At 69.8% G+C, this 26,235-nt stretch carries 24 protein-coding genes and 1 pseudogene; 13 read left to right on the top strand and 12 right to left on the bottom strand.

The window, feature by feature from the left end; all coding sequences use genetic code 11:
• Positions 1 to 2: 2 nt before the first annotated feature.
• The 3 genes from OC372_RS18505 to OC372_RS18515 form a co-directional block, all read right to left on the bottom strand.
• Positions 3 to 1,445 carry an APC family permease gene (locus tag OC372_RS18505; RefSeq protein ID WP_262003609.1) on the bottom strand — a complete coding sequence of 481 codons (1,443 nt, stop codon included), beginning with the start codon at positions 1,443 to 1,445 and terminating at the stop codon, positions 3 to 5.
• A gap of 315 nt (positions 1,446 to 1,760) precedes the next feature.
• Positions 1,761 to 2,603, bottom strand: coding sequence for an SDR family NAD(P)-dependent oxidoreductase (locus tag OC372_RS18510; protein ID WP_262003612.1), 843 nt, complete (start codon positions 2,601 to 2,603; stop codon positions 1,761 to 1,763).
• Between the two features lie 8 nt (positions 2,604 to 2,611).
• Positions 2,612 to 3,325 carry a GntR family transcriptional regulator gene (locus tag OC372_RS18515; protein WP_262003614.1) on the bottom strand — a complete coding sequence of 238 codons (714 nt, stop codon included), beginning with the start codon at positions 3,323 to 3,325 and terminating at the stop codon, positions 2,612 to 2,614.
• A 169-nt stretch (positions 3,326 to 3,494) separates the two neighbouring features.
• On the opposite strand from OC372_RS18515, the gene OC372_RS18520 reads away from it, so the two are divergent.
• Genes OC372_RS18520 through OC372_RS18555 form a run of 8 tightly spaced genes read left to right on the top strand, consistent with a single transcriptional unit; the run spans position 3,495 to position 14,140 of the window.
• Positions 3,495 to 5,033, top strand: coding sequence for an ABC transporter substrate-binding protein (locus OC372_RS18520; protein WP_262003618.1), 1,539 nt, complete (start codon positions 3,495 to 3,497; stop codon positions 5,031 to 5,033).
• Position 5,034: 1 nt separating this feature from the next.
• Positions 5,035 to 5,997 (top strand): ABC transporter permease, encoded by a 963-nt coding sequence (locus tag OC372_RS18525; protein ID WP_262003622.1) that lies wholly within the window; start codon positions 5,035 to 5,037, stop codon positions 5,995 to 5,997.
• Positions 5,990 to 6,838: an ABC transporter permease gene (locus OC372_RS18530; protein ID WP_262003624.1), complete on the top strand. Its 849-nt coding sequence runs from the start codon at positions 5,990 to 5,992 to the stop codon at positions 6,836 to 6,838. The genes OC372_RS18525 and OC372_RS18530 overlap by 8 nt, the downstream gene beginning before the upstream one ends.
• Positions 6,835 to 8,583: an ABC transporter ATP-binding protein gene (locus OC372_RS18535; protein ID WP_262003627.1), complete on the top strand. Its 1,749-nt coding sequence runs from the start codon at positions 6,835 to 6,837 to the stop codon at positions 8,581 to 8,583. Before OC372_RS18530 ends, OC372_RS18535 begins: the two co-directional genes overlap by 4 nt.
• A gap of 13 nt (positions 8,584 to 8,596) precedes the next feature.
• Positions 8,597 to 10,831 (top strand): DUF4148 domain-containing protein, encoded by a 2,235-nt coding sequence (locus OC372_RS18540; RefSeq protein ID WP_262003630.1) that lies wholly within the window; start codon positions 8,597 to 8,599, stop codon positions 10,829 to 10,831.
• A gap of 34 nt (positions 10,832 to 10,865) precedes the next feature.
• Positions 10,866 to 12,257, top strand: coding sequence for a hypothetical protein (locus OC372_RS18545; protein ID WP_262003632.1), 1,392 nt, complete (start codon positions 10,866 to 10,868; stop codon positions 12,255 to 12,257).
• Positions 12,258 to 12,311: 54 nt separating this feature from the next.
• The gene (locus OC372_RS18550; protein ID WP_262003634.1) at positions 12,312 to 13,067 is read left to right on the top strand and encodes an SDR family NAD(P)-dependent oxidoreductase; all 756 of its coding nucleotides are present in this window, start codon (positions 12,312 to 12,314) and stop codon (positions 13,065 to 13,067) included.
• Positions 13,064 to 14,140: an enolase C-terminal domain-like protein gene (locus OC372_RS18555; RefSeq protein ID WP_262003636.1), complete on the top strand. Its 1,077-nt coding sequence runs from the start codon at positions 13,064 to 13,066 to the stop codon at positions 14,138 to 14,140. The genes OC372_RS18550 and OC372_RS18555 overlap by 4 nt, the downstream gene beginning before the upstream one ends.
• A gap of 131 nt (positions 14,141 to 14,271) precedes the next feature.
• Here OC372_RS18555 and OC372_RS18560 read toward each other — a convergent pair.
• Positions 14,272 to 15,086: pseudogene (locus tag OC372_RS18560) on the bottom strand (zinc-ribbon domain-containing protein).
• Between the two features lie 118 nt (positions 15,087 to 15,204).
• Here OC372_RS18560 and dinB point away from each other — a divergent pair.
• The 3 genes from dinB to OC372_RS18575 all read left to right on the top strand — a co-directional run bounded on the left by dinB (position 15,205) and on the right by OC372_RS18575 (position 17,225).
• Positions 15,205 to 16,401, top strand: coding sequence for a DNA polymerase IV (gene dinB, locus OC372_RS18565; protein ID WP_262003638.1), 1,197 nt, complete (start codon positions 15,205 to 15,207; stop codon positions 16,399 to 16,401).
• Positions 16,402 to 16,674: 273 nt separating this feature from the next.
• Entirely contained in the window at positions 16,675 to 16,950 is a 276-nt protein-coding gene (locus OC372_RS18570; protein ID WP_181156387.1) for a type II toxin-antitoxin system Phd/YefM family antitoxin, read from the top strand.
• Entirely contained in the window at positions 16,950 to 17,225 is a 276-nt protein-coding gene (locus OC372_RS18575) for a type II toxin-antitoxin system RelE family toxin (RefSeq protein WP_262003640.1), read from the top strand. Before OC372_RS18570 ends, OC372_RS18575 begins: the two co-directional genes overlap by 1 nt.
• 18 nt (positions 17,226 to 17,243) lie before the next feature.
• Here OC372_RS18575 and OC372_RS18580 read toward each other — a convergent pair whose 3' ends face one another.
• Positions 17,244 to 17,609 carry a nuclear transport factor 2 family protein gene (locus tag OC372_RS18580; RefSeq protein WP_262003642.1) on the bottom strand — a complete coding sequence of 122 codons (366 nt, stop codon included), beginning with the start codon at positions 17,607 to 17,609 and terminating at the stop codon, positions 17,244 to 17,246.
• Positions 17,602 to 18,351 carry an SDR family NAD(P)-dependent oxidoreductase gene (locus tag OC372_RS18585; protein WP_262003644.1) on the bottom strand — a complete coding sequence of 250 codons (750 nt, stop codon included), beginning with the start codon at positions 18,349 to 18,351 and terminating at the stop codon, positions 17,602 to 17,604. The genes OC372_RS18580 and OC372_RS18585 overlap by 8 nt, the downstream gene beginning before the upstream one ends.
• A 76-nt stretch (positions 18,352 to 18,427) precedes the next feature.
• Here OC372_RS18585 and OC372_RS18590 point away from each other — a divergent pair, with 76 nt between their 5' ends.
• Both OC372_RS18590 and OC372_RS18595 read left to right on the top strand, forming a co-directional pair.
• A complete protein-coding gene (locus OC372_RS18590) occupies positions 18,428 to 19,402 on the top strand; it encodes a C-terminal binding protein (protein ID WP_262003646.1) in 975 nt (324 codons plus the stop codon).
• A 13-nt stretch (positions 19,403 to 19,415) separates the two neighbouring features.
• Positions 19,416 to 20,270, top strand: coding sequence for a fumarylacetoacetate hydrolase family protein (locus OC372_RS18595; RefSeq protein ID WP_262003648.1), 855 nt, complete (start codon positions 19,416 to 19,418; stop codon positions 20,268 to 20,270).
• Positions 20,271 to 20,374: 104 nt separating this feature from the next.
• Here OC372_RS18595 and OC372_RS18600 read toward each other — a convergent pair whose 3' ends face one another.
• The 6 genes from OC372_RS18600 to OC372_RS18625 all read right to left on the bottom strand — a co-directional run bounded on the left by OC372_RS18600 (position 20,375) and on the right by OC372_RS18625 (position 26,116).
• On the bottom strand, positions 20,375 to 21,223 hold the full coding sequence (locus tag OC372_RS18600; protein ID WP_262003650.1) for an SMP-30/gluconolactonase/LRE family protein: 849 nt from the start codon (positions 21,221 to 21,223) through the stop codon (positions 20,375 to 20,377).
• Positions 21,220 to 21,981 carry a spermidine synthase gene (locus OC372_RS18605; protein ID WP_262003651.1) on the bottom strand — a complete coding sequence of 254 codons (762 nt, stop codon included), beginning with the start codon at positions 21,979 to 21,981 and terminating at the stop codon, positions 21,220 to 21,222. Before OC372_RS18605 ends, OC372_RS18600 begins: the two co-directional genes overlap by 4 nt.
• Positions 21,978 to 22,850 carry a hypothetical protein gene (locus tag OC372_RS18610; RefSeq protein WP_262003653.1) on the bottom strand — a complete coding sequence of 291 codons (873 nt, stop codon included), beginning with the start codon at positions 22,848 to 22,850 and terminating at the stop codon, positions 21,978 to 21,980. The genes OC372_RS18605 and OC372_RS18610 overlap by 4 nt, the downstream gene beginning before the upstream one ends.
• Before the next feature lie 67 nt (positions 22,851 to 22,917).
• Positions 22,918 to 24,156 carry a D-mannonate dehydratase ManD gene (manD, locus tag OC372_RS18615; protein WP_262003655.1) on the bottom strand — a complete coding sequence of 413 codons (1,239 nt, stop codon included), beginning with the start codon at positions 24,154 to 24,156 and terminating at the stop codon, positions 22,918 to 22,920.
• A complete protein-coding gene (locus OC372_RS18620; protein ID WP_262003658.1) occupies positions 24,153 to 25,337 on the bottom strand; it encodes an N-acetylglucosamine-6-phosphate deacetylase in 1,185 nt (394 codons plus the stop codon). The genes manD and OC372_RS18620 overlap by 4 nt, the downstream gene beginning before the upstream one ends.
• Positions 25,334 to 26,116, bottom strand: a complete 783-nt coding sequence (locus OC372_RS18625) for a 6-phosphogluconolactonase (RefSeq protein WP_262003660.1) — start codon at positions 26,114 to 26,116, stop codon at positions 25,334 to 25,336. The genes OC372_RS18620 and OC372_RS18625 overlap by 4 nt, the downstream gene beginning before the upstream one ends.
• Positions 26,117 to 26,235 lie beyond the last annotated feature (119 nt).

The following is a 26,235-nucleotide window of genomic DNA, read 5'->3' on the forward strand; positions in this document are numbered from 1 at the left end:
CGTCAGCGCGGGCGGCGGGGGCTGTCGGGGTTCATCAGCGAGTGGCGGCGGCCGTAGGCGAAGTAGACGACGAGTCCGATCACCAGCCAGACGCCGAAGCGCAGCCAGGTCTCCCAGTGCAGCTGCGAGATGAGGAACAGCGAGAAGGCGACGCCGACGATCGGCACCACCGGCATGAACGGCAGCCGGAACGTGCGCGGGGCATCCGGCTTCGTGTACCGGAACACGACGACGGCGATGCACACGACGACGAACGCCGCCAGGATGCCGATGTTCGTCAGGTCGGCCACGGCGCGGATGGGGAAGATGCCGGCGAAGAACGCGGAGCCGATGCCCGCGATCCACGTCACCCGCTGCGGCACACCGCGGCCGTCGACCTTCGAGAACCAGCCGGGGAGCAGGCCGTCGCGGCTCATCGAGAACCAGACGCGGGTGGCGCCGAGCAGGAACGTGAGCATGACCGTGAGGATCGACAGCACCGCGAACACGGAGATGATCGAGGCGATGACGGGCAGCCCGACGCTCGAGAACGCCGAGGCGAAGCCGGCCTTCGGGTCGATGTCCTGGTAGTTCTGCATCCCGGTGAGCACCAACGTCGCGGCGACGTAGAGCAGCATCGCGATGATGAGCGACAGGATGATCGCCTTCGGCATGTGCTTGCGCCCGTCCTTCGCCTCCTCTGCGGCGGTGCTCATCGCGTCGTAGCCGAACACTGCGAAGAACACCGTCGCGGCCCCGGTGAAGACCGGGCCGAAGCCGGACGGCATGAACGGGGTGTAGTTGTCGGTGTTGATGTAGAAGATGCCCAGGCCCACGATGAACAGGATCAGCAGGATCTTGATCCCGACCGCCACCAGCTCGAACCGGCCGAAGGTCTTGGTGCCGCGGCTGAGGAGGAAAGTCACGAGCAGGCAGATCAGGATCGCCGGGATGTTGACGACGCCGCCGGGCTGGTCGAACGTCTCGGTGACCGCGGTCGGCAGGTGGACGCCGAAGCCGGAGAGGAACGCATCGAGGTAGCCGGAGATCCCGATCGCGACGACGGCCACGATGGCCACGTACTCCAGGAGCAGATCCCAGCCGATGAACCATCCGGTGATCTCCCCGAGCGCGACGTAGCCGTAGCTGTACGCCGATCCGGCCCGGGGGATCATTCCCGCGAATTCTGCGTACGAGAGAGCGGCGGCAGCAGACGCCAGCCCGGCGATGAGGAACGAGATGACGACCGCGGGGCCGACGCCGGGGTTCGTGGCGTCGCCGTGCGCGACGAGACCGGCGAGCGAGAAGATCCCGACGCCGACGATGCCGCCGACGCCGATCGCGGTGAGCTGCCACAACCCGAGGGATTTGAAGAGACCACTGCTCTCCGCCTCTTCGTTCAGGTCGCCGACCGGCTTGCGCCGCCAGACGGAATACGCCGGATTCTTCGGATTCGTGCGGGGCATCCTTGCCTCCCTGAATGGCCGCCCGGGTGCGGGCGGCGAGCGATGGCTGAGCTTTTGACCGGTAACACGTTACGCCCGCCTTGTCCCCTCCTCAATCAGACTTCTGGCCAGGATCCGGCGCCCGGCGTGCGCCCACCTCTCGGCGCCCCTTTCCGCCACCGCCACCGCCACCGCCACCGCTGCCGCTGCCGCTGCCGCCGCCGCTGCCGCTGCCGAGTGCACGGGTTGCTCGCGAGTGCACGGGGTGTTCGCGAGAGGGAGCCGTGCACTCGGCGGGAAGCCGTGCGCTCGGCGAAAGGGGGGAGAGGGAGGGGGTCAGGGGGACGGGATGCCGACGAGTTCGGCGCTGCGTTGCCAGAGGGCCTCGGCGAGATCCGGGTCGTTCACCTGCGGGTTGACCTTCGTGGTGAGGGTGCGCTCGTCGTAGTACGCGCCGGAGAGCCAGGTGTCGCCGGGGGTGCCCTCGATGAACCAGCGGAGCGTGTCGCCGCCCTTGTCGGCGCCGATGAGCAGGAGGCGTTTGAGAGGTGTGCGGTAGACCAGCCGCATGATGCTCGACGAGTCGGACGCGAAGTTCGTCTGCACGGTGCCGGGGTGGAACGCCACGGTGCTGAGTCCGTCGGCGTGGAACTTCGTGTGCAGGCTCTTCGTGAACAGCACGTTGGCGAGCTTCGCGTCGCCGTAGGCCTTGTTCGGGCTGAAGCGGCGGGCGTTGTCGAGGTCGTCGACGTCGATGTGCCCGAAAAGGCGGTGCGCGATGCTCGACGTGTTGATGACCGCGCCGTCGGATGCCAACAGCTGCGGCAGCAGCAGGTTCGTGAGCAGGAACGGCGCCAGGTGATTGACCTGCATCGTCTTCTCGAAGCCGTCGACGGTCGGGGTCTGATCCCCGAAGATGCCGCCGGCGTTGTTCGCCAGGACGTGGATGCCGTCATCGCCGACGGCATCCGTGATCTTCTGGGCGAGCGCCCGCACATCGTCGAGGTGGGCGAAGTCGGCGGTGAACCACTCCGCACCGGTCTCCTCGCCGATGGCGCGGATCTTCTCGGGAGAGCGGCCGACCAGGATGAGCCGGTGCGGTGAATCCGCGAGTCGGCGGGCGGCCGCCGCGCCGATCCCGTCGGAAGCTCCGGTGAGGACGACCGTCTTCTGAGCCACGCGCCGTGTCACTCGGCCTCGGCCGATGGCGTGATGCGCCGCACCGCGCGGGTCACATGCTCGGCGATCACGGCCTGCGCCCGGTCGGGGTCGCCGCTCGCGATGGCATCCACGATCTGCTGGTGGCTGCGCACATGCTCCTCCTGCTCGGCAGGGTCGAGTGCGGCGTTGGCGGCGTGCAGGAAGCCGGTGATGCGTCCGCGCAGCTGACCGCTCACCTCGTCGAGGAAGCGATGCTCGGCGAGGTCGGCGAGGGTCTCGTGGAACAGGCGGTCCTGGCGCAGCACCTCGTCGATGTCGCCGGGTGCCGCATCCGACATCGCCTGAATGATGGCTCCGAGGCGGGCGGCGGATTCCTCGTTCCAGCGCTCCTGCACCCGGATGGCCATGAACTGCTCGAGCACGATCCGCAGGCTCGAGATCTCCTCCAGGTCCTGCGCGCTCAGCTGCGCGACGCGGGCGCCGCGGCGGGGCTCGCGGGTGATCAGGCGCTCCTCGGCCAGGCGGGTCAGGGCCTCGCGGACCGGGATGTGACTCACGCCGAGCCGGTCGGCGAGCTTGCGCTCGACCAGGCGCTCGCCGGGGGCGAGCTCTCCGGAGTGGATGGCCGCGCGCAGCTCATCCGCGACCTGTTCGGCGATGTTCTGATCCGAGACGCTGCGCACCGTGGCTCTCCTGTCTGTGCCGGAACCCGCGAGCCGTTCTCGGCCGAGTTCCTGCATCGACCGATGCTATGGCAAATTCACCGCCGTGGCGGGATACGGGTCCGGGTGGGCGTAACGAGAACGTAATCGCATTCGCTTGATTCGCACTAGACGCGGCCGGGCGTTTGCTACATGCTATAGCGAAACCCTTCCACCCGAACGCATCACCCGACACTTGGAGGCACCCATGTCGCGTCGTCGTGTATTGCTCGGCGGAGCAGCGTTGCTCACCGCCGCGCTCCTCATCGCTGGCTGCAGCAGCACCCCCTCGACTCCTGACGGCCAGACGCAGGACGGCGGCACCTTGACCGTCGCCGCCGCTCAAGGTATCCCGCAGCTGAACCCCGCCATCCGCACCTTCGCCTGGGAGGAGGTGCTGTTCCCCCTGCTCTGGAACGGTCTGACCAAGACCGATGAGTCGGGTGAGATCGTCGGCGACCTCGCCGAGAAGTGGGAGGCGTCGCCGGACCAGAAGACCTGGACCTTCACCCTCCGGGACGGCGTCACGTTCTCGAACGGCGACGCCTTCACAGCCGAGGACGCCGTCGCATCGTTCGACTACTACCTCGACCCGGAGACCGCGACCCAGGAGAAGAACAAGATCGACATGGTCACGGACGTCACGGCGCCCGACGAGAAGACCGTCGTCATCACCCTCTCCGAGCCCATCGCGACCTTCGCGGCCGGCATCGTCTGGGTCAAGATGCTCGACGTCGATGCGCTCGCCACGATCGACAAGGAGCCGATCGGCACCGGCCCGTACATCGTCGATGCGTTCACGCCCGACGACAGCCTGACCCTCGTGCCGAACCCCGAGTACTTCGGTGAGGAGCCGGTCCTCGACGAGATCACGATCGTCAAGGCCGCAGAGTCCACGGCCGCGGTCACGGGGCTGCGCTCGGGCGACATCGACGTGCTGTGGTCCGTACCGCAGGGCGATGTGGCCGGGCTCGAAGGCGGCGGCGACATCGCGCTCGTCAAGCCTGACAACCCCAGCCAGTGGCCGTCGTGGGAAGTCGACACCCAGTCCGCGCCGTTCAACGATGTGCGCGCACGCCAGGCTCTCGCCTACGCGACCGACCGCGAAGCGATCCTCGAGGCGGCGTACTACGGGCAGGGCACGGTCTCACCCACGAACAACGCCCTCGGCGAGGTCAACCCGTGGTTCGGCGGCGACCTGACCGACTACTCGTACGACCTCGACAAGGCGAAGGAGCTGTTCGCCGAAGCGGGCATCACCGAGGGCAGCACGCTCACCTGGTGGGGTATCGCGGGGCAGTACCCGGAGTGGAACACGAGCGGTGAGATCCTGCAGGCGAGCCTGAAGGAGATCGGCATCACGCTGAAGATCGACAACAACGACATCGGCACCTGGGTGGACTCGTTCTACCCGGCGGGCAAGAGCTTCCCCGGTTACATCGTGCCGAACTTCCAGTCGACGCCGCCGGAGCCGGCCTATTCGCTGAACTTCTATCTCGAAGGCCGTTGCGAGTGCAACTGGGTCGACCCCGACTTCCAGACCGCGTTCGCGGATGCCGTGGCCGAGCCGGACGAGGCCGCCCGAGCCGAGAAGTGGGGCACGGTGCAGACGATCGTCAACGAGCAGGTCCCGCTGATCGTGCCGCTGCAGTCGACGGTCGTCACGGCGACGAGCACGAAGGTCGACGGCGTGTGGGTCGAGGGCGGCGGACAGCTGCACCTCGAGAACGCCCAGCTCAAGGGCTGACGTGGCTCTGTCCATCCTTCGGCGGGTGGCGATCAGCATCGCGATGCTGATCGCCACCTCGCTTCTCGTGTTCGTCGTCCTGCGGCTGCTGCCGGGCGACCCCGTCATCACGCGCCTCGGCTCGACCCCGGGTGTGGATGCCGAGATGCTCCAGCGCCTGCGCGAGGAGGCCGGCCTCGACGCTCCGATCATCGAGCAGTACCTGCGCTGGATCGGCGGCGTCTTCACCGGCGACTTCGGTCAGTCGTACTTCAACCAGTACTCGGTGTCGGAGCTCATCGCGCAGCGACTCCCGGCCACGCTCGAGCTCACGCTGATCGGCATCGTGCTCGCTGTCATCATCGCGACTCCAGCCGCCGTGATCGCGTCGCTGCGCCCACTCGGCGTGGTCGACCGCGCCCTCACCGCCATCTCGACCGCCGGCATGGCGTTGCCGCAGTTCCTGATCGGCATCGTGCTGATCGTGGTCTTCGCCGTGCAGCTCAAGGTCCTCCCCGCACGCGGCTACACGCCGTTCGGGGAGGACCCCGCAGACAACCTCGTGCGGATGATCCTCCCCGCCTTCACGCTCGCTTTCGCCGCTGCGCCACTGCTCATGCGGTTCCTGCGAGCGTCGATGGTCGAGGTGCTCGACGCTCCCTACATCCGCACCGCTCGCGGCAAGGGGCAGTCGGCCAGTGGTGTCGTGATCGGGCACGCGCTGCGCAATGCGCTGATCCCCGGTCTCACGATGCTCGGTCTCATCGTCGGGTACACCCTCGGTGGCGTCGTGATCGTGGAGTACGTGTTCGGCGTGCCGGGGCTCGGCTCGCTCGCGATCGACGCGGTCTTCAAGCGCGACTACGCGGTGCTGCAGTCGGTCGTGCTTCTGATCTCCGCGATGTTCATCCTCACCACGCTCATCGTCGACCTCCTCTACGGTGTGCTCGACCCGCGTCTTCGTGCTAGGAGCAGCCGTGGCTGACACCCTCACCCTCGCTCTGCGCTCGGCCCGCCCGCGTCGCCGTCTCGCGGTCGCGTCGTGGATTCCGCTCGCCCTCCTCGGCGTGATCGTGCTGGCCTGCGTGCTCGCACCGGTGATCGCGCCCTACGATCCCTCGGCGCAATCGCCCGACCGGTTCGCCGGTCCGTCAGCCGGGCACCTGTTCGGCACCGACGAGCTCGGGCGCGACCTGTTCAGCCGCGTGCTGTACGGCGGACAGCTGACGATCTTCATCGCCGGTGGTGCGACCCTGGTCGCCATGGTGCTCGGCATCGCGTGGGGGATGGCGGCCGCGTTCGCCCGCGGTGTGTGGGACGAGATCCTGATGCGTCTGGCCGACACGGTCATGGCGATCCCGCAGATCCTGTTCGCGCTCGTCTTCATCTCGGCGTTCGGCGCCGATCCGGTCAAACTGGCCGTGATCATCGGCATCCTGCTCACCCCCACCACCGCGCGCCTGGTGCGCTCCTCGGTGCTCAGTGAGCTGCAGGAGGACTACTTCACGGCCGCCGTCGCCTTCGGCTCGAAGCGCAGCCGACTGCTGTTCGCCGAGGTGCTGCCGAATGCCCGCGGGCCGATCGTGGTGCAGGCGGCCATCAACGCCGCGAACGCGATCCTCCTCGAGGCGTCGATGAGCTTCGTCGGCCTCGGCATCGCGCCGCCCGAAGCCACCTGGGGGACCCTCGTGCAGCAGGGCTACCAGAAGATGTACCAGTCGATCGGGTACGTGCTGTTCCCTGCGCTGTTCATCTTCGTCACCATCTGGCTGCTCAACGTGCTCGCCGATCAGTTCGGCGGCGATCGGAAGGGGAAGGGACGATGACCGATGCCACGCCCGTCCTGCAGGTGCAGGACCTCACCGTCTCCTACGGCGACGCCATGCCGGTCAAGGGCATCTCGTTCGCGGTGCGCCCCGGCGAGCGGATCGGGCTGGTCGGCGAGTCCGGCTCGGGAAAGTCGCTCACGGCGCTCTCGATCATGCGCCTCAACGACGGCGCGACGCTCGGCGGTAGCATCCGACTGCGCGATCGCGAGTTGCTCACTCTGAGCAAGCGCGAGATGACGAGGGTGCGCGGCGGCGAGATCGCCATGGTCTACCAGGACCCGATGTCGTCGCTCAACCCCGTGCGCACGATCGGGCACCAGCTCGTCGAGGCGATCCGGCTGCACGATCGGGTGCCGAAGGATGCGGCGCGGGCCAGGGCCGTAGAGCTGCTGACCGAGGTCGGTGTGCCGCTCCCCGAGGAGCGTCTTGCCCAGTACCCGCATGAATTCTCCGGTGGCATGCGGCAGCGCGTGATGATCGCGATGGCCATGTCGTCTCGGCCGGCCGTCCTGATCGCCGACGAACCGACCACTGCGCTCGACGTCACGACTCAGTCGCGCATCATCGACCTGCTCGACCGCTTGGCCGATGAGCACGGCACCGCTGTGGTGCTCATCACGCACGACCTCGGCGTCGCCGCCGGCTTCTGCGAGCGCATCCACGTGATGCGGCACGGGCGGGTGATCGAGGAGGCTCCGGTCGACACTCTCTACGCCGAGCCGGAGCATCCGTACACGAAGGCGCTGCTCGGAGCCGTGGTCGACCTCACGATCGATGTGCACGAGCCGATCCGTACCGCCGCCGAGGTTCTCGAACGCGGCACCGAGCCGGTCGTCGAGGCGGGCTCGATCAGCGCGGTCGACCGCGCTCGGGAGTCGGGAGACGTGCTGGTCGATGTGCAAAGCGTCTCCAAGGTGTTCACCCTCGGCTCCGGTCGACGGGTGACCGCGGTCGACGACGTGTCGTTCCAGATCCGCCGCGGTGAGACCGTGGGGCTCGTGGGCGAGTCGGGCTCGGGCAAGTCGACCGTGTCGAAAGCCGTGCTCGCGCTCGGCGGAATCGATGCTGGAGCCGTGGTGTTCGACGGGCATCGTCCGCATGAGATGCGCGGTGAGGAGCTGCGGAACCTGCGGCGGCGGATGCAGATGGTGTTCCAGGATCCGTTCTCCGCGCTGAACCGGCGGCAGACCGTGGCCCAGATCATCGAGGCGCCACTGCTCGCACACGGCATCGGCAACCGCGTGACCCGCGCCGAGAAGGTGCGCGAGGCCATGCATCGGGTGCGGCTGGACGAGGAGTTCACCCACCGGCTGCCGCGCTCGATGTCGGGCGGCCAATGCCAGCGCGTGTCGATCGCGCGCTCGCTCGTGCTGGAGCCCGAATTCCTCGTGCTCGACGAGTCGGTGTCGGCGCTCGACGTGTCGATCCAGGCGCAGGTGCTCAATCTGCTGCGGGAACTCCAGGCCGAGCTGGGGCTGACGTACCTCTTCATCAGTCACGACCTCGCCGTTATCCGGTACATGTCGTCGACGGTGGCCGTGATGCAGCAGGGGCGGATCGTGGAGATCGGCGCGCGCGACGCCCTGTTCGCCGCTCCGCAGCACGAGTACACGCGCGGCCTCATGGCCGCGATTCCCGTGGCCGACCCGGTGCTCGAGCGTCGGCGACGTGCCGAGGCTGCAGTGCTCTGGCAGGCCCAGGGTGCCGTGACGGGCGCGGTTCCCGCCCGAACCACCCGATGACGAAGGAGTTGTCATGACCGACCGACTGACCACCGTGGCGGATTCCCCCGCACCCGCGACATCGCCCGTGACCCCCGCCACGCAAGACACCGTGCGTTCCACGGGGCGACGCGCCCTCATGGCCGGATTCGGTGCGGTCGCGCTCGGCGCTGCCGGCTCCCTCGCCGTCGCGACACCCGCGCAGGCGGCCCCCGTCGCCATGGGTGCGAAAGACATCACCAGGGCGGAGACCGTCGCCGACCTGTCCCGCCTGCGTGCGCGGGCCGGCGAGGTGGCCATCGTCGCCGGCTACCGGACACCGGGCGACGCCGGGCTGCTCGTGTACGTGGGGTCCGACGCGGCGAAGATCAAGCCCAACGGCGGCACGGTGGTCGCCGGCACGCGCGGCACCACCTGGCTGCTGCAGCATGACGGCACGCTCGACTTCCGGGTCTTCGGCATCACGGGGCCCGAGAAGGCGGCCGATGATGCGCTCGCCGCGATGGTGAACGATCCCCGCATCCGGCGGATCGAAGCGCACACGGATCTGCTGTTCCAGAAGCGGCATCGCTTCACGCGCTCCCATCTCGAGATCGACTTCGGCGGGCATGTCATCGCGACCGAGGGCATCGAGCCGAACACCCACGACAACCCGTTCGGCGCCGTGATGTTCTTCACCGGGGTGTCCCGAGACGTCGTCGTCGAGCATCAGCTGGCCGAGGCCTGGCCTGAGCTGACGGATGCGGTCGCCGTCCCCGATGCGGCGAAGTTCCCGGTCGACACCTGGTGGGCGGTGCAGTGCGACACGGTCGCCGGGGGCGGCGCCGATGAGCGCGAGCTCCAGCGGTTCGTCCAGGTGACGCAGCAGATCGACGGACAGCACATCCGGATCAACTATCTCAACGGCTGGCCGCTGGACAAGGGCCGCACGCTCACCTGGCGGCAGATGGCTCCCGTCGAAGGGGTGCGCATCTCGAACATGCGGTTCCTCGGCGCCGGGCCCTTCGACGGACCCACCGACGGCTCGTTCCCCGACGCCCGCGAGCTGACCGGCTCGCACCCGATCGCCTTCGAGTACGCGATCGGATGCGATGTCGCCGATGTGCACGCCAGTCGCACCTGGTGGCCCGTCGTGATGCGGCGGTGGAACACCCACTTCACGACCGAACGCTGCTCGGTCGAGAACCCGCCCACGGTGTTCTACGGCGGCGCGGGGTATCTCACACAGCAGATCTACTGCCTCCACGGGCGGGTGAGCGACTGCACGTCGTCGAACGCGCGGCACCTCAACGACCTGACCGCCAGTGCCTACTGCCTCGTCGAGAACTGCCATGGTGACGGCGACGATCAGGGCGGCAACCCGTTCACCACCCACGGTCAGTACGAGCACGACCTCACCTTCATCGGCAACTCGGGGCTCATGGACATCGCCAACTCCGGTGCGCAGTGGGGTACCTCCGCCAAGCGCATCACGGTGCGCGATCACGTCTGCTCATGGTTCGTCGCCGGCACGAAGATCAGCGACCTGACGCTGGAGAACGTGCGCGTGATCGGGCGGTCGACCTTCGACCCGCAGGCGACCATGACGATCAACGCCGACGGTGCCCAGGTTCGCGGCTGCACGGCCGGGCTGCTCGCCATCGGGCAGCGGTCGGCCCGATCGTCGCGGCCGACGACGATCGAGGACAGCACCTTCGCGCTCCCGAAAGACCAGGTGCTCATCCAGACCCCGGTCACGGTTCCCGTCAGCTTCGTGCGCTGCACGATCACCGGAATCGACGGGGCGAAGGCGCGCGGTTCCGGACCCGTCGAGTTCGTCGACTGCCGGTTGAGCGGCCCGGCGAAGGGCGCGCCCGCCGAGATCGGTGCGTCGAGGGTCACCATCCGGGGCGGCTCGGTGCGCGATGCCGTGCTCTCCGCGACCGCCGTGCGCGACCAGGCCATCGCGCTGGAGGGCGTCGAGCTCAGCACAGAGCGCGCGGAGGGCGCCATGCTGTCCCGAGCCGCCGGCTCGGGGGTCATCACCTGGCGTCTGAGCGGCCTGACCTCGGCAGCGCCGAAGGGCGTGGCACATGTCGACATCGGCGCGGGCGTCAACCACGCGCGCGTCACCGGCAGCCAGTTCGTCGGAGGGCGGATGCGGTTGGCCGACGGCTTCTCGGAGCCTTCCACGCTCCTCTACAGCGACAACGTCGAGCGTGGCGTCGAGGCGGATCTCCCCGAGGCCGGAGACCGCGTGCTGATCGCCGACGTGCTCACGAGCGCGTGAGCGGCGGCATCATGGACAGCATGGAGGACTTCTCTTGAACGACACGGCATCGCCCACGCATCTCGGCGACCGCATCCGTATCCCCCGCACCCGCGCGCGCATCGGCGTCGCTCGCCGCGACATCACGCCGCCCGTCGGCATCCGGGCGAAGAACTGGGGTCCCGCCGACTGGGAGCGCTCCGAGGGGGCGCACCGCCCGTTCGAGCTGACCGCGCTCGCCGTGATCGCGGGAGACGAGCGGCCGCGCCTGCTGCTCGCTGTCGACGGCACCTGGTGGCGCCGCGTGGCCGACGAACAGGGCGTCCGCGGGGCGATCCTGGCGGGACTCGGACTCGAGGCCGACCAGCTGATGCTGTCGCTCTCGCACACGCATGCCGGCGCGGTGCTCTGCGCGGCCGATGCGCACCTGCCCGGCGGAGAGCTGATCCCCGGGTACCTCGAGGCGCTCGCCGCCGCGGGCATCGCCGCCGGACGCGAGGCACTCGACGGGGCGGTCCCCGGACTCGTCGAGTGGACGACCGGCCGCTGCACACTGGCCGCCGATCGCGAGCTCGACGTCGACGGGCGTGCGCTCGTGGGCTTCAACCCCGCCGGCACCGCCGATGACACCGTCATGATCGGCCGCCTCAGCATCGACGGTGTCGTGCGCGGCACGCTCGTGAACTACGCCTGCCACCCGACCACGCTCGCCTGGCAGAGCCGTGAGGTGTCGCCGGACTACGTCGGCGCGATGCGCGAGATCGTCGAGGCCGCCACGGGTGCGCCGTGCCTGTTCGTGCAGGGCGCCTCGGGCGAGTTGGCTCCGCGTGAGCAGTACACCGGTGACGTCACGGTCGCCGACCGCCACGGACGCTCGCTCGGGCACGCGGTGCTCGCGGCCCTCGATTCGCTGCCGGCGCCGGGAGAGGAACTGACCCTCGAGGGCGTCGTGGAGTCGGGAGCGCCGCTGGCGATCTGGGCGGGAGAGGTGGCTCACGGCGGGGAGGGCGCGGCCGGTTCGGTGACGAGCGTCGAGCTGCCGCTGCGCGACCTGCCGACGCTGGAAGAGCTCGCCGAGGAGTGGAAGGACATCGATCCGCGCTCCCGCGAGGAACGCCTCGGCCGCGCGCGCAACCTGCGTGAAGGGTACATCGACGGGCCGACGGTGCAGCATCCGGTCTGGGCCTGGCGGCTCGGCGATGCGGTGATCGTGGGGCACCCGGGCGAGGCGTACTCGCGCTTGCAGACCGCGTTGCGGGCACGGTTCCCCGAGACGCCGATCGTCGTGATGAACCTCACGAACGGCCCCGGCTTCGTGTACCTGCCCACGCGCGACGCCTACGACCGCGGCGCGTACCAGGCGTGGCAGACGCCGCTCGCTCCGGGCGCGCTCGACCTGCTCGAGGAGCATGTCGCGGCGGTCGTCGCGGATCTGCTCGACCGCTGAGTCGCCCGGCCACTACACTTGCTATAGCAAATATCGAACCCCCTGAGGAGAGCAATGACCGCGCCCGTCGCCATCGTCACCGGAGGATCCGCCGGCATCGGCTGGGAGATCGGCCAGCGCCTCGCCGCCGACGGCTACAGGGTCGTCGCCGCGGACCGCGTGCCCGGACTCACCGCGGGAGAGAACCCCGCCGGCATCCTGTGGCGCGAGCTCGACGTGACCGACCACGCCGGCGTCGACCGGGTGTTCGGCGAGATCGAGGCCGAGCTCGGACCCATCGAGGTGCTCGTCAACAACGCCGGCATCCAGCGCCACCGCGGCATCGAAGACCTCAGCTGGGACGAATGGTCGGCCGTGGTCGACGTGAACCTGCACGGCGTCTTCTCGGCGTTGCAGGCCGCAGGGAAGCGGATGCTGGAGCGCGGCGACGGCCGCATCGTGAACATCTCGTCCATCTCGTCGCGGGGGTCGGCGGGGCGTGCGCCTTACGCCACGACCAAGGCGGCGGTGATCGGCCTCACCTCGACCGCCGGTGCCGAGTGGGCCTCGCGCGGCGTGCGGGTCAATGCAGTCGCGCCCGGCTACGTCGACACGGGCGTGTTCCGGCAGGGCGTCGAGGCGGGCACACTCAGCCTCGACACGATCCTGTCGCGCATCCCCGCGAAGCGCCTGGGCGACGCGAGCGAGATCGCCGCGGCTGTCAGCTTCCTCGTCTCCGACCAGTCCCGCTACATGAACGGACAGACCCTCTACGTCGACGGCGGCTTCATGGTCGACTACGGCGTACCCCTCGCGAAGAAGCCCGAATGAGCACGATCGCCCGTATCGACACGGCCACGGCCGTGCTGCCCCTTCCCGCGCCCCTGCAGCTGGGGGCGATGACGGTGACCCGCCGCGAGTACAGCGCGGTGCAGGCGACCGCCGACGACGGCACGACCGGCGTCGCGTACTGTCTGTCGCGCGAGGCGCCGATGGCCGAGATCGTCGACCGGCTCGTCGCGGAGCATGCGGTCGGTGCGGATGCCGACGACCCGACATCGACCTGGGATCGGATGCTGCGCGGTAGTGCCATCGTCGGAAGGGTGGGGCTCGTGCGGCGGGCCATCGGCCTCGTCGACATCGCGCTGTGGGACATCGCAGCCCAGCGTGCGGATGTGCCGCTGTGGAAGCTGCTCGGCACCGGAGATGCCCCTCGGGACTCGATCCTTGTCGCCGCATATCCCTCTCCGTCGCGCACTCCGCGCGAGGTCGCCGACGAGGTCCTCGCGCAGGCGGACGGCTGGACGCACGTGAAGATCTCCCGCATTCCCGATCCGGCATATATGCGCGAACTGCTCGCCCTGCTCAACGCCGAGCTGCCCTCCGCGACCGGTCTGATCGTCGACGTCGGCTTCGGCTGGCCGGATGCCGATGCCGCCCTGGCCGAGATCGCGCAGTGGGGAGACCCGCAGCTCGCCTGGCTCGAAGACCCGCTGCTGCCGGACGATGCCGCGGGTGTCGCGCGCATCCGTCGGGAATCGGGCCTCGCCGTCTCGGTCGGCGATGAGGTCACCGACCCCGCCGTGCTGAAGGCACTGGTCGAGGTCGGCGGGGTCGAAGCGCTGCGCCTCGACGTCGTCGCGATCGGCGGCGTGACACCGGCGCGCGAGCTGATCGCTTGGGCGACCGAGCGCGGTGTGCCCGTCTCGGGGCATGTCTATCCCGAGGTCACCGCGCACCTCGGCATCGGCGTCGAGACCTTCGCACGGGGCGTCAACCCCTACGACCCGGCGCCGTCGTTCGTGCTCGGCGGTCCGTCATTCGAGGGGCGGATCCGGCCGACGGATGCCGTGGGGCTCGGGTTCGCGCTCGATCCCGGCGTGTTCCGGTTCGGGGAGGACTGAGGCGGCGACTACCGGCAGTCGCGTCACGCGTTCTGAAGGAGAAGTCGCGGAATGAAGGACGCTTCGCGCTGTCGGCTCCGTCATTTCAAGAGTTCTCCTTCGCGGCGGGTGGCCGGGAGCGCGGCAACGTCTCACCTGAGGTACGCATCCACGAGCAGCGCACCGCGGATCGCCCGCAGCTCGTCGAGGATGCGCGCGATGCTCTTGGTGCTCACCGACGAGAGCGCGAGGTCGTGCGGGCCGAGAGGCTCGAGCTTCCCGGTCCGGATGCGGATGACCTCCCAGCGGCGGCACGGAGGGCGCGGTCCTTGCGCAGATCGGCATCCTGCCGCTTGCCGACGTGCTCCAGGCCGTGACGGCCGACCGTGTCGTACTCGAGCGCGACTCGCAGTTCCGGGAACACGATGTCGGGCCAGACCTCCGTGTGGCGGAAGAACGGGCGCGACACCTTCACCGCGTTCACCGCCGCGTCGAACTCGATCCGCGCTCCGAGCTCTGCCCGTAGGCGTCCTTCCACCGCGGATGCCGGGCGCGGGGCGCAGGCGCTCACGAACGCGGTCCCGGCGGGCAGGTCGGGCGTCTTGGTGCAGAGCGCGGGCGCGGGGCGACGGGGTTTGCGCGGGAGGGCGCGTGCCTCGCCGAGCACGACCGGTTGCGGACGGGCGAGCGCCGAGCACTCGGGACACCACGCGGAGCGGCGCCGCACCTGTCCGGGCCGCTCGCGCTGCTCGGTCGGGGTGGCGGCGAACCGATGCCCGACCGCGCACTCCCAACAGAGCAGCACATCGGCCGCGAGCGGGACCTGCGACAGCGCGATGCCGTGGTTGAGCTCGGGGTGGTACTGCCGGATCAGCTCCGGGTATGCCGCCCATCCGGCGCGGTATGTGCCCACGTCATACGGAACGGCGCGACCGCGGGAGAACTGCCGTCGCGCCCACCACTGCATCACCGGTTCCGGCACGCGCCGACGATAACCGCGAGCACGGACATCAGGCCGCCCTCGTTCGATCCCGAGCCGGATGTCCCCGGTCCGTGCGACGATCCGCACGTCGACGGGAGAACGGATGCGCGGGGAAGCCACGGTGCTGCACGCCGACCTCGATGCGTTCTACGCGTCGGTCGAGCAGCGCGACGCCCCGGAACTGCGGGGTCGACCGGTCATCGTGGGCGGCGGGGTCGTGTTGGCAGCGAGTTACGAGGCGAAGGCGCGCGGCGTCCGCACGGCCATGGGCGGCCGGCAAGCGCGCGAACTCTGCCCGGATGCCGTCGTCGTCCCGCCGCGAATGGACGCCTACTCCGCCGCGAGCAAAGATGTGTTCGCGATCTTCCGCGACACCACGCCGCTCGTCGATGGGCTCTCGATCGACGAGGCGTTCCTCGAGGTCGGGGGGTTGCGACGCATCGCCGGCACCCCGGAGCAGATCGCGGCACGGTTGCGGGAACGCGTGCGGACGGAGGCCGGCCTGGCGATCTCGGTCGGGGTCGCACGCACCAAGTTCCTCGCCAAGGTCGCCAGCGCCGTGAGCAAGCCCGACGGACTGCTGGTCGTGGAAACCGAGCGCGAGGAGGAGTTCCTGCTTCCCCTTCCGGTCGAACGGTTGTGGGGTGTGGGGGCCGTGACGGCCGAGAAGCTGCACCGGTACGGCATCCGCACCGTCGGTGAGCTCGCCGAGCTCGAGGCCGCGACGGCGGAGAGGATGCTGGGCAAGGCGACGGGTGCCCATGTGCACGCGCTGGCCCGGCTGCGGGATCCACGGCCGGTCGACACCACCCGGCGACGGGGCTCCGTCGGCTCGCAGCGTGCGCTCGGCAGCCGTCCGCGGTCCGCGGAGGAGCTCGACCTCATCCTCACCCAGATCGTCGACCGGCTCGGGCGGCGACTCCGGGACGGCGACCGCGTCTGCCGCACCGTCGTGCTGCGTCTGCGGTTCGGTGACTTCACGAAGGCCACGCGCTCCCGCTCGCTCCGCGCACCCACCGATCGCACCGCCATCGTGCTCACTGTGGCCCGCACCCTGCTCGCCGCGGCGCAGGCCGAGATCTCGGCGCGCGGCATCACCCTGATCGGCATCTCGCTGTCGCAGCTCGACCGCGCCGGGAACGTGCAGCCCGAGCTGCCGATCGACTGGGGCGATGAGGCGCGACTCGACTCCGTGCTCGACACGCTGCGTGATCGCTACGGCTCGACCTCGGTGGCGCGGGCGGCGCAGCTGGGGCGCGATCCTGGGTGGTCGTCGCCGACCCTGCCCGAGCACGAGTGACCCGGGCGCCCGCGTGTGCTGAAGCTGTGACCACGCGTGCTGCAGCTGCGCCCGCGCGTTCTGAAGCCGCGACCCCGCGCGTTCTGAAGGAGAAACCACGACATGAAGGAGCGTTCTCGCGGAAGGCTCCTTCATTCTGGGAGATCTCCTTCATGCCGAGAGGGCCGCCCCCGCAGCCCAGCCCCATCGTTGGGACAAGCGGGTTCTCGCGCGGAGGAGCAAGCTGTGGACAGAATATTGGCCTATGAACTGGCCTGACTTTAGGCTAGATTTATGGACGTGCAGACGATCTCGGTCAGCGAGGCGAAGGACAGGTTCTCGCAGTTGGTGGAAGCAGTGGACACCACGCACGAGGCGGTGACCATCACGCGCCACGGGCGACCCGCCGTCGTCATGTTGAGCGTCGATGATCTCGAAGCGCTGCAGGCCACTCTCGCGCTGCTGCAGGATCCGCAGCACGTCGAAGAGGTGGCGGAGGCAGATGCGGATATCGCTGCGGGTCGCACGTTGAGCCTCGCAGAAGTGCGAGAGCAGCTGGCTCGCCGGTGATGCCGGAGCCCTACGACATCCAGCTCACCGGCCCTGCTGTTCGCGCACTGCATCGTCTGGAACCCAAGCTCGCCGACGCGGTGCTCAGGTTCCTCGAAGGTCCGCTCGCCGAGAATCCGCTGCGCACGACCAAGGCGCTCGGCGCTGAGCTCGAAGGGCAGCGCAGCGGCTACATCGGTATCGCGTATCGTGTCGTCGTTCGCGTCGATGAGGACGCGCGTACCGTGTACGTGCTGCGCATCGCCCACCGCTCGGACGTCTACCGCCGAATGTGACGCCGCGTCCTGCGCGCTTCAGGCCTTGAGCATCGAGGCGCGGGAGATCAGTCCGTCGACCACGTCGAAGGTGGCGATGGTCTCGGTTGCGACGCCCGCGTTGATGACCTGCTCCTGCGCGACGACCCAGCGGGTGCCGAACAGCACGCTCGTCTCGATCACGCACGACAGCTCGGGGTTCTGCAGCCGCGGCTCGTAGAACGCGCGGATCGCGGCCGAGCCCGCCACCGGTTCGGGAGCGACGCCGGTGATCACGGCATCCGCGGCGTACGTCGCGACGAAGGCGTCGAGGTCGTGCGCGTTGAACGCGTCGAGCTGCGCCTGGACGGTATCAGCGGCGGAGCGGGATGCGGCGGAACGGTCGGCGGCAGCGTGGTCAGTCAATGCGAACACCTCCGTTGACGTCGTAGGTGGCGCCGGTGATGAAGCGGGCGCGCTCCGACGCGAGCGAGGTGATGATCCAGGCGACGTCCTCGGGCTGGCCGAACGCGCCGAGGGGGATGCCGGCTTCGAGCTTCTCGCGGCCCGCCCCCTGCAGCTGGTCGGTGATCGCGCTCTTGACCGGGCCCGGGGCGACCGCATTCACGCGGATGCCCTCCGCTGCGAGGTGTCGGGCGAAGCTGCGCGTGACCGCGAGGATCGCCCCCTTGCTGGCGGCGTAGTGGATGCCGGTCTGCAGCGCGCCGACCTGCCCGGCGATCGAGGCGATGTTGATCACGGAGCGATCTCCCTCGGCGGCCCGGAGCAGCGGAAGGGCGCCGCGGGTGAGGAAGAACGTGCCGCGGGCGTTGGTCTCGAGGACCATGTCCCACTCGTCGAAGTCGATGTCGTCGTAGGCGGTGTACGGGCAGACGCCGCCGTTGTTGATGAGCACATGCAGCGAGCCCCAGGCGTCCGTGAGCTCGCCGACCAGCGCGTCGATCGAATCGCGCTCGCGCAGGTCGAGGCGCGAGACGTGCACCTCGGGGGCGCCGGCCGCCCGGCACTCCTCAGCGACGCGGAGGGCTTCGGCTTCCCGTCCGGCGTACGTGATCCAGAGGGCGGTGCCCTCGCGGGCGAGGTCGAGGGCGGCGGCGGTTCCGATACCGGAACTGGCCCCCGTGATCAGAGCGCGGCGGGTAGTCATGCGTCCGATGCTATAGCAAATGATGGCCAACCGTAGTGCGGTGCAGACATCTGCTAGATGCTATAGCATCGCTCTCATGACTGAGCCCTTCATCCTCGTCAGCGACTGCGACCTGCCAGGAACCGTCATCGAGGACACCCTCCGGCAGGCCGGGCTGCGCGCCGAGCGCGCCGCATCCGGCAACCTCGACGACATCGCCGCCGCCGGCTCCGACGCCGAAGGGCTCGTCGTGCAGTGGGCGCAGATCACCGGCGAGGTGATGGACCGGATGCCGAACCTGCGCATCATCAGCCGCGTGGGCATCGGCTACGACATGGTCGACGTCGAGGCGGCCACCGCCCGCGGGATCGCCGTCGCGAACACCCCGAGCTACTGCATCGAAGAGGTCGCCGCGCACACCATCGCGATGATCATGACGCAGGCCCGCGGTCTTCCCGCCTACGACCGCGCCGTGCGCGCCGGCACCTGGAAGGCCGTCGACGCCTGCCCGCTCGCCGTGCGTCCCTCGGCCACCACCGTCTCGGTGCTCGGCTTCGGTCGCATCGGGTCGATGGTCGCCCGCGGATGCCGAGCGCTGGGCTTCCGCGTGCTCGTCGCCGACCCCTACGCCCCCGCCGACGCCGTGCGCGATGCCGGGTGCGAGCCTGTCGAGATCCCGGATGCCGTGGCCCAGGCCGACATCCTCACCCTCCATGTGCCGCTCACCGACGAGACCCGGCACCTGGTCGATGCCGCGGCCATCGCGACGATGAAGCCCGGCGCTGTCGTGGTGAACACGTGCCGCGGCCCGCTCATCGACGAGGATGCGCTCGCCGCCTCGCTGAGTGACGGGCATCTGGGCGCCGCCGCCCTCGACGTGTTCGCCGGGGAGCCCCTCGCCGCCGACTCGCCGCTGCGCGACCTCGAACAGGTGCTGCTGACCCCGCACGCCGCCTGGTTCTCGCCCGAGGCGCTGGCGGATCTGCCCGTGCACGCGGCCGAGAACATCATCCGGTATCTCGCCGGTGAGTCCGTGCCGATCGTCAACCCGACCTACGCCGCCGCGCGCTGACCGAAGGATCATCATGGAACTGCTGCGACTGGGCCCGGTCGGCCACGAACGCCCGTACGTCCGCGAGGGCGGCGTCGTCTACGACCTGGCACCCCTCACCGCCGACATCGACGGCGCCTTCCTCGCGTCCGACGGCATCGCCCGGGTGCGCGCGGCACTGAGCGGCGGCGAGCTGTCCACGGCCGACGTCGACGGACTGCGCATCGGCGCCCCGGTCGCGCGTCCGACCGCGGTGGTCTGCATCGGTCAGAACTACGCCGCGCACGCGGCCGAGTCGGGGTCGCTGCCGCCCGAGCATCCGGTGATCTTCTTCAAGCATCCGAACACCGTCGTCGGCCCGGACGACCTCGTGCTGCTGCCGCCGGGCGCAGAGAAGGTCGACTGGGAGGTCGAGCTGGCGATCGTGATCGGCAAGACCGCCCGCTACCTGTCATCTCCGGATGCCGCGCGCGAGGTGATCGCCGGGTACACGATCTCTAACGACGTCTCCGAGCGCGCGTACCAGCTCGACGTCTCGGGTGGGCAGTGGTCGAAGGGCAAGTGCTCCGAGACGTTCAACCCGCTCGGGCCCGCGCTCGTGCCCGCCGACGAGGTCGACCCGCAGGCGCTGCGGCTGCGCTCCTTCGTGAACGGCGAACCGCGTCAGGACTCCTCGACAGCCGACATGATCTTCCCCGTGCTGCAGATCGTGCACGAGTTGAGCCAGTACCTGGTGCTCGAGCCGGGCGACGTGATCAACACCGGAACTCCGCAGGGCGTCGCGCTCTCCGGACGCTTCCCGTACCTGCAGGACGGCGACGAGATGACGATCGAGATCGAAGGTCTCGGCCGACAGCACCAGCGCACCGAGCGGGTGCACCTGGGCTGACACACCCTCTCGCGCCCGGCGGCCTGTGTCCGGGGCACGGTTCCTTTTGCTGAGTGCACCGTGCCTCGGGCAGAGGCCGTCGGTCGTCTTGGCCCGCGCCCGTCTCAGCCGGCGAACAGCGTGACCGGCAGACCGCGTACGCCGGGCTGCACGGCGAACACCGAGCCCGCCTCGGTACCGTGGTCGTCGGGGAGGCCCTGCGCTGACGTCGTGATGTAGAGGGTGCCGAGGTCGTCGCCGCCGAACGTGCACGCCGACACCTGCGGCACGGGGAGCTCGATCGTCTGCACGAGCGCTCCGGTCGCGTCGTAGCCGTGCACGGCGCTGCCGCCCCAGAGGGCGACCCACACGCTGCCGTCTGCGGCGACCGTCAGTCCGTCCGGGGACCCCTGCTCCTCGGGGATCGAGACGAATGCCCGCCGTCCGCGCAGCTCGCCCTCGGCCACGTCGAACACGTCGATGCGGTGGGTGGCGGTGTCGACGTAGTAGGCGCGGCGGCCGTCGGGCGAGAAGCCGATGCCGTTCGAGATCGTCGCCCGAGGTAGCACGGTCGAGACCGCGTGCTCCGCGTCGAGCCGCAGCACGAACCCGCCGTCCGGTGCGGCGTCGTAGGCCATGGAACCTGCGAGCAGGCGGCCGCGCGGGTCGCAGCATCCGTCGTTCATGCGAACTCGCGGGTCTTCATGCAGAGTCGCCACGGCGCGCGTCTCGCCGTCGACGTCATCCGCGAGGTAGAGCGTGCGGGCGCCGACCGCCACCAGGCCGCCGTTGGTGCGCGGTCGCGCGAACGCCAGGTACTCGTCGTCGATGTGCTGCCGCGTCACGCCGTCGGCGCGCAGCGTCAGCAGATCGCCGGCCTCCCCGTCGACCCACCGCAGTCCACCCCAGCCCGGCCACCACACGGGACCTTCGGCGTGACGGGCGACGGGACCGGTGACGTTCTCCGGGGTCATACTTCTTCTCTCGGCTGGGTGCGCCCGGCGGCGTCGAGCGACACGGAGCCCGCTCCACGACTGCGCGCGACGTACACGGTGTTCGACGAGACCCCGTCGGTCACGGGATTGTCGAAATCGACGACGTGGGCGACGGCGTCATCGAACACGGCGTTCAGCTCGACCATGAACTCGTCGTCGGGCGGATCATCCGACCACAGGGCGAAGACCCCGCCCGCGGCGAGATGACGGTCGAGCGCACGCAGACCGGCGGCGTCGTAGAGGTCGGCGTGCGTCGGGTCGAGCTGGTGGCGCGGAGAGTGGTCGACGTCCAGGAGGATGGCCGAATACCCGCGGTGCCCCTCAGCGGGTGCCGACCGCATGACGGCGAAGAAGTCGTCCTCGACCAGACTCGTACGCGCATCCTCGACGAGTTCCGCCGACGCGGGCAGGAGCTTGCGCTCGTGCCAGCCGATCACGGCGCCCAGTCGATCGATCACCGTGAGCGATGCCACCCGCGCATCGCGCAGCGCCGCGACGGCGGTGTAGCCGAGCCCGAGCCCGCCGACCAGGACCGAGAGGTCGTCGCCGACCACCGCGGTGAGCCCCAGATTCGCGAGCTCTTCCTCTGCCACCGTGAACAGGCTCGACATCAGGTACTCGTCGCCGAGCTTGACCTCGTAGATCTCCTGCCCGACCGCCGGCTCCGTGCGCCGGCGCAGCATGAGGTCGCCGATCGGGGTCGTCTGCCAGTCGAGCTCTTCGAACCGAGTGATCACCGCGGCATGCCTCCGTCGTCGTCGCCCGGCAGGGGCAGGGTGCGGGCGGGGCCTGCGGGGGTGTTCGCGTCTCGGGGTTTCTCGTCGCGGAGGGGGAGCCTCATCCGCTCGGGCTCCTCGGCGGCCGCGGCGGGAGCGGAGATCTCCTTAGCCACCTGCTTCTCGAGCACCGTGACGGCGTCGTCGGAGAGCAGGATGAGGCCGTCGAGTTCTTCGCGCACGCGCTTGTACGCGACGTTGCGCTCGGCCTGCGTGGCCGACTCGTCGACCGCGACCTTGAGCAGTTGCTGAGCCCGTTCCAGGCGCTTGCGCTCCGGCGCGGTGAACGTCGAGTCGCGCAGACGCCGGGCATCCTTCTCGGCGATCTCGAATGCGACCGCGTAGTCGCCCACGGCCTGCAGGTACTCGGTGATCTGCTGCTCCGACACCTTCGCCTCGGCGGATGCCGGACGCAGCGCATCGGCCGTCTTCTTGGCGCGCAGGAACGCGGCGGTCAGCGGTTGACGGCCGTCGCTCATGGCGGGGAAGGCGATGAGCTTCGCGACGTCGAGCTCGTAGTCGAGCCAGCGCGCGGTGATCTCGTCGTGCTCGGCGAACAGGCGCGCGACCAGGTCGTTAGGGACGACGGATGCCGTGGTGTCGACCACCGAAGGGCCGCGGCGCTTGGCCTGCTGAGTGAGCGCGCGCGCCTCGATCTCGGCGGTCTTCAGCTGCGCCTTCATGCGAAGAGTCTCCAGGCGGCGCTCGTGCCGGCGCTTGGAACCCTGCTCCCACGCCTTCGCGGCACCGCCGGCCATCCCCATGATGGGGAAGATGAGCCACCAGTAGTTGCCCGCGAAGTTCCAGAAGCCCTGGATGAACTCGTCCATGATGCGTTCAGCCTACTGCGCGGGGTGGTCGCGCCCGGGGTCGCTCACGGGCGCGACCACCCACCGTTCACCAGTCGTGGACGGTGCCGTCGAGGAGGCGGTTGTAGGGGAGGTAGGCCTGCTCGTAGGGGTACTTGCCCGCTTCGTCGGTGTCGAGCTCGACGCCGAGTCCGGGCTTGTTCCCGGGGTGCAGGTATCCGTCGGTCCAGGTGAACGACTGCTGGAAGACCTGGTCGGTGCGGGCGCCGTGCTGCATGTACTCCTGGATGCCGAAGTTGTGGATCGACAGTCCCAGGTGCATCGCGGCGGCCATGCCGACCGGAGAGATGTCGGTCGGCCCGTGCATGCCCGACTTGATCTGGTACATCGCCGCGTAGTCGAGCGTCTTGCGCAGTGCGGTGATGCCGCCCATGTGGGTGACGGCTCCTCGCACGTAGTCGATGAGCTGGTCGCGGATGATGTCCTTGAAGTCCCACACCGTGTTGAAGATCTCCCCGATCGCCAACGGCGTCGTGGTGTGCTGGCGCACCAGGCGCAGCGCCTCCTGGTTCTCCGCCGGCGTGCAGTCCTCCAGCCAGAACAGGTCGTACGGCTCGAGGTCTTTGCCGAGCCGGGCGGCCTGGATGGGGGTCATCCGGTGGTGGCCGTCGTGCAGCAGCGGGATGTCGGGACCGAACTCGTTCCGCACGGCCTCGAACACTCCGGGCAGGTGGTTGAGGTAGGCGCGGGTGTCCCAGTCCTCCTCCACCGGCTTCGCCCCACGGCGGGCGGGCTCGTGGTCGTACCGGACCGACGCGTCGCCGACATCGGCCCCCTGTGCGGCGATCCCGTAGATCGCCTTCAACGTCGGCACCCCGGTCTGCACGCGGATGGCCCTGTATCCCTGTTCCTGGTGGGCGCGGATCGAGTCGAACAGCTCCGGCAGTTCCTTGCCCGACGCGTGCCCGTACGCCATCAGGCCGTTCCGCGACGCTCCCCCGAGCAGCTGGTAGACGGGGAGGCCGGCGACCTTGCCCTTGATGTCCCACAGTGCCATGTCCACTGCGGCGATCGCGGCCATCGTCACCGGGCCCCGCCGCCAATAGGCGCTGCGGTACAGGAACTGCCAGGTGTCCTCGATGCGCGACTCGTCGGCCCCGATCAACAACGGCACGACATGCTCGGTCAGATACGCGACGACGGCGAGCTCGCGGCCGTTCAACGTCGCATCGCCCAGCCCGGTTACCCCGCCGGCGGTCGTGATCTTCAGCGTCACGAAGTTGCGGTCCGGACTCGTGACGATCACGTCAGCCCTGTCGATGGTCATCGGTTTCCTCCTGCGGTCGTGCGGGCGTCGGCGGACTCGGTGGCGGGTTCGCCGGCGATCAGGACCTCGCGTGGCGTGATCGCGCGCTCGCCGGGCGCCCAGTCGAACAGCAGCACGTCGGCGCGGGCGCCGACCGTCCAGTGCGGGCCGTCGCCGAGGACGGCTGCGGGTGCGGAGGTCGCGAGCCGCAGCGCCGCCGACAGCGAACCGGTCAGGCGGGCGACGGTCGCGACACCGACGTCGAGGGTCTGCACAGAGCCCGCGAGGAACCCGGTCGACACGTGCCGCAGCGCTCCGTCGTCGGCGAGGTGCACGCCCCCGCCGACGGTCGAGACGCCGTCCTCCCGCAGGGCCGTGGGGGTGGCGACGGCATCGCTCACGAGGAAGACGCCGTGGTCGCGCTTCGCGGCGATCATGGTCGCGAGCGTGGCATCGGGCAGGTGGTGGCCGTCGGCGATGACACCGGCGGCGAGCCGGCGTTCGGCGAGCTGCGTCCACAGGTAGTTCGGATGCCGGGGGAGCACCGCGTGCGCGCCGTTGCCGAGGTGTGTGGAGAGCGTGGCGCCGGCGTCGACGACCGCGGCGATCTCGGCATCCGTCGCGTGGGTGTGTCCGACCGCGACCCGCACGCCGTGCGCGACGAGGAAGCGCGTGGCCTCCACCGACCCCGGATGGTGCGGAGACAGGGTCACGACCCGGAGCAGGCCGGGAGCGGCGTCGAGCCAGGTCTGCAGCTCGGCGATCGCCGGCGGGCGGATGTGCGCGAGCGGATGCACGCCGCGGGGGCCGTCCTGCTCCGACAGGCTGGGACCCTCGACGTGGATGCCGGCGACCGCGCGCGAGGTCGCGGTCGAGGTGCGCACGGCCTCGTCGATCGCACGGATGCGGGCGAGCATCTCGGCGGGCGAGGCGGTGATGACGGTCGGCAGGAATCGCGTGACGCCGTGGGCGGCGAGAGACCGCGCCATCGCCGAGATGTGGTCCGCCGAGGGCTCTGCCGCGTTGGCGTCGCCGTCGAGATGGCCGTTGACCTGCAGGTCGATGAGCCCGGGACCGATCCAGGGCGCGCCGTCGCCGGGGTCGGCGGTCGGGGTGAGCGCGCTGATCCGGCCGTGCTCGACGACGACCTCCAGCCCGCCCGCGCCGAGGGCGTCGCGGCCGTGGAGCGTGCGCGCGGTCATCGCGCCGCCGGGGCCGCCACGGCCGGTGCGGGATGCAGCAGTGATGCCGCGTCGCGGTCGACGTGCACCTCGCAGCGCGAGTGCCGCCGCAGCACGGTGCACGGCCAGTGCGAGCTGATCGGCTCCTCGACCAGGGCGCGCACGGCCTCGGCCTTGCGGGCATCGGGAACGGCGCACACGAGGTGGGCGCCTTTCATCAGCGCCGGGATGGTCAGCGTCAGTGCGTGGGTGGGCACGGCCTCGAGCGTAGCGAAGCAGTCGTCATCGACCTGCTGCACGCGGCTGGCGAGGTCGAGCTGCACCACGCGCACGGGGCACGGGTCGCCGAGATCGGCGTCGGGCGGATCGTTGAACGCGATGTGGCCGTTCACGCCGATGCCGAGGCACACCAGGTCGATGGGCCCTTCGGCGAGCAGGGCCGCGTACTCCTCGGTCGCCGCCTCCGCGCCGAGCTCGGTGCGCATGGGGTGGAACGCGGCGGGCTGCACCGCATCGACGAGGTGGGTGCGCAGCCAGTTGCCGAAGCGCTGGGGGGCCGCGGGGTCGAGATCGAGGTATTCGTCCATGTGCAGGATCGTGATGCGGTCCCACGGCAGGTCGGGCTCGGCGGTGAGGGCTCGGTACACGTCGAGCTGGCTGGGGGCGGCGGCGGCGATCATCCGAGCGGTGCCGCGAGCTGCCACGGCTTCGCGCAGCGTGCGCGCCGCCGATCGCGCGGCGGCAGCGCCCATCGCGGCGCGGTCGGGGTGGGCATGCAGGGCGAACGTCGTCGTGCTCATGATCCGCAAGATTAATGCAACCGCTTGCAAAGTCAAGCCCCCGCGTGCGATCCGTTCCGCGTTCTCGCCGCCCCCAGGAGGAGATTCCCGAGGGTTCGCACGCGCGCAGCCACGGTGCA

The organism is Microbacterium sp. Mcb102, assembly GCF_024519805.1.
Lineage (GTDB): Bacteria > Actinomycetota > Actinomycetes > Actinomycetales > Microbacteriaceae > Microbacterium.

Bases quoted from the DNA above. Each gene is read 5' to 3' on its own strand.
- OC372_RS18520 (WP_262003618.1), top strand. From the start codon at position 3,495: ATGTCGCGTCGTCGTGTATTGCTCGGCGGAGCAGCGTTGCTCACCGCC.
- OC372_RS18590 (WP_262003646.1), top strand. From the start codon at position 18,428: ATGACTGAGCCCTTCATCCTCGTCAGCGACTGCGACCTGCCAGGAACC.
- OC372_RS18610 (WP_262003653.1), bottom strand. From the start codon at position 22,850: ATGGACGAGTTCATCCAGGGCTTCTGGAACTTCGCGGGCAACTACTGG.
- OC372_RS18570 (WP_181156387.1), top strand. From the start codon at position 16,675: ATGGACGTGCAGACGATCTCGGTCAGCGAGGCGAAGGACAGGTTCTCG.
- OC372_RS18515 (WP_262003614.1), bottom strand. From the start codon at position 3,325: ATGCAGGAACTCGGCCGAGAACGGCTCGCGGGTTCCGGCACAGACAGG.
- OC372_RS18625 (WP_262003660.1), bottom strand. From the start codon at position 26,116: ATGAGCACGACGACGTTCGCCCTGCATGCCCACCCCGACCGCGCCGCG.
- OC372_RS18595 (WP_262003648.1), top strand. From the start codon at position 19,416: ATGGAACTGCTGCGACTGGGCCCGGTCGGCCACGAACGCCCGTACGTC.
- OC372_RS18555 (WP_262003636.1), top strand. From the start codon at position 13,064: ATGAGCACGATCGCCCGTATCGACACGGCCACGGCCGTGCTGCCCCTT.
- OC372_RS18600 (WP_262003650.1), bottom strand. From the start codon at position 21,223: ATGACCCCGGAGAACGTCACCGGTCCCGTCGCCCGTCACGCCGAAGGT.
- OC372_RS18585 (WP_262003644.1), bottom strand. From the start codon at position 18,351: ATGACTACCCGCCGCGCTCTGATCACGGGGGCCAGTTCCGGTATCGGA.
- OC372_RS18550 (WP_262003634.1), top strand. From the start codon at position 12,312: ATGACCGCGCCCGTCGCCATCGTCACCGGAGGATCCGCCGGCATCGGC.
- OC372_RS18620 (WP_262003658.1), bottom strand. From the start codon at position 25,337: ATGACCGCGCGCACGCTCCACGGCCGCGACGCCCTCGGCGCGGGCGGG.
- manD (WP_262003655.1), bottom strand. From the start codon at position 24,156: ATGACCATCGACAGGGCTGACGTGATCGTCACGAGTCCGGACCGCAAC.
- dinB (WP_262003638.1), top strand. From the start codon at position 15,205: ATGCGCGGGGAAGCCACGGTGCTGCACGCCGACCTCGATGCGTTCTAC.
- OC372_RS18535 (WP_262003627.1), top strand. From the start codon at position 6,835: ATGACCGATGCCACGCCCGTCCTGCAGGTGCAGGACCTCACCGTCTCC.
- OC372_RS18575 (WP_262003640.1), top strand. From the start codon at position 16,950: ATGCCGGAGCCCTACGACATCCAGCTCACCGGCCCTGCTGTTCGCGCA.
- OC372_RS18505 (WP_262003609.1), bottom strand. From the start codon at position 1,445: ATGCCCCGCACGAATCCGAAGAATCCGGCGTATTCCGTCTGGCGGCGC.
- OC372_RS18540 (WP_262003630.1), top strand. From the start codon at position 8,597: ATGACCGACCGACTGACCACCGTGGCGGATTCCCCCGCACCCGCGACA.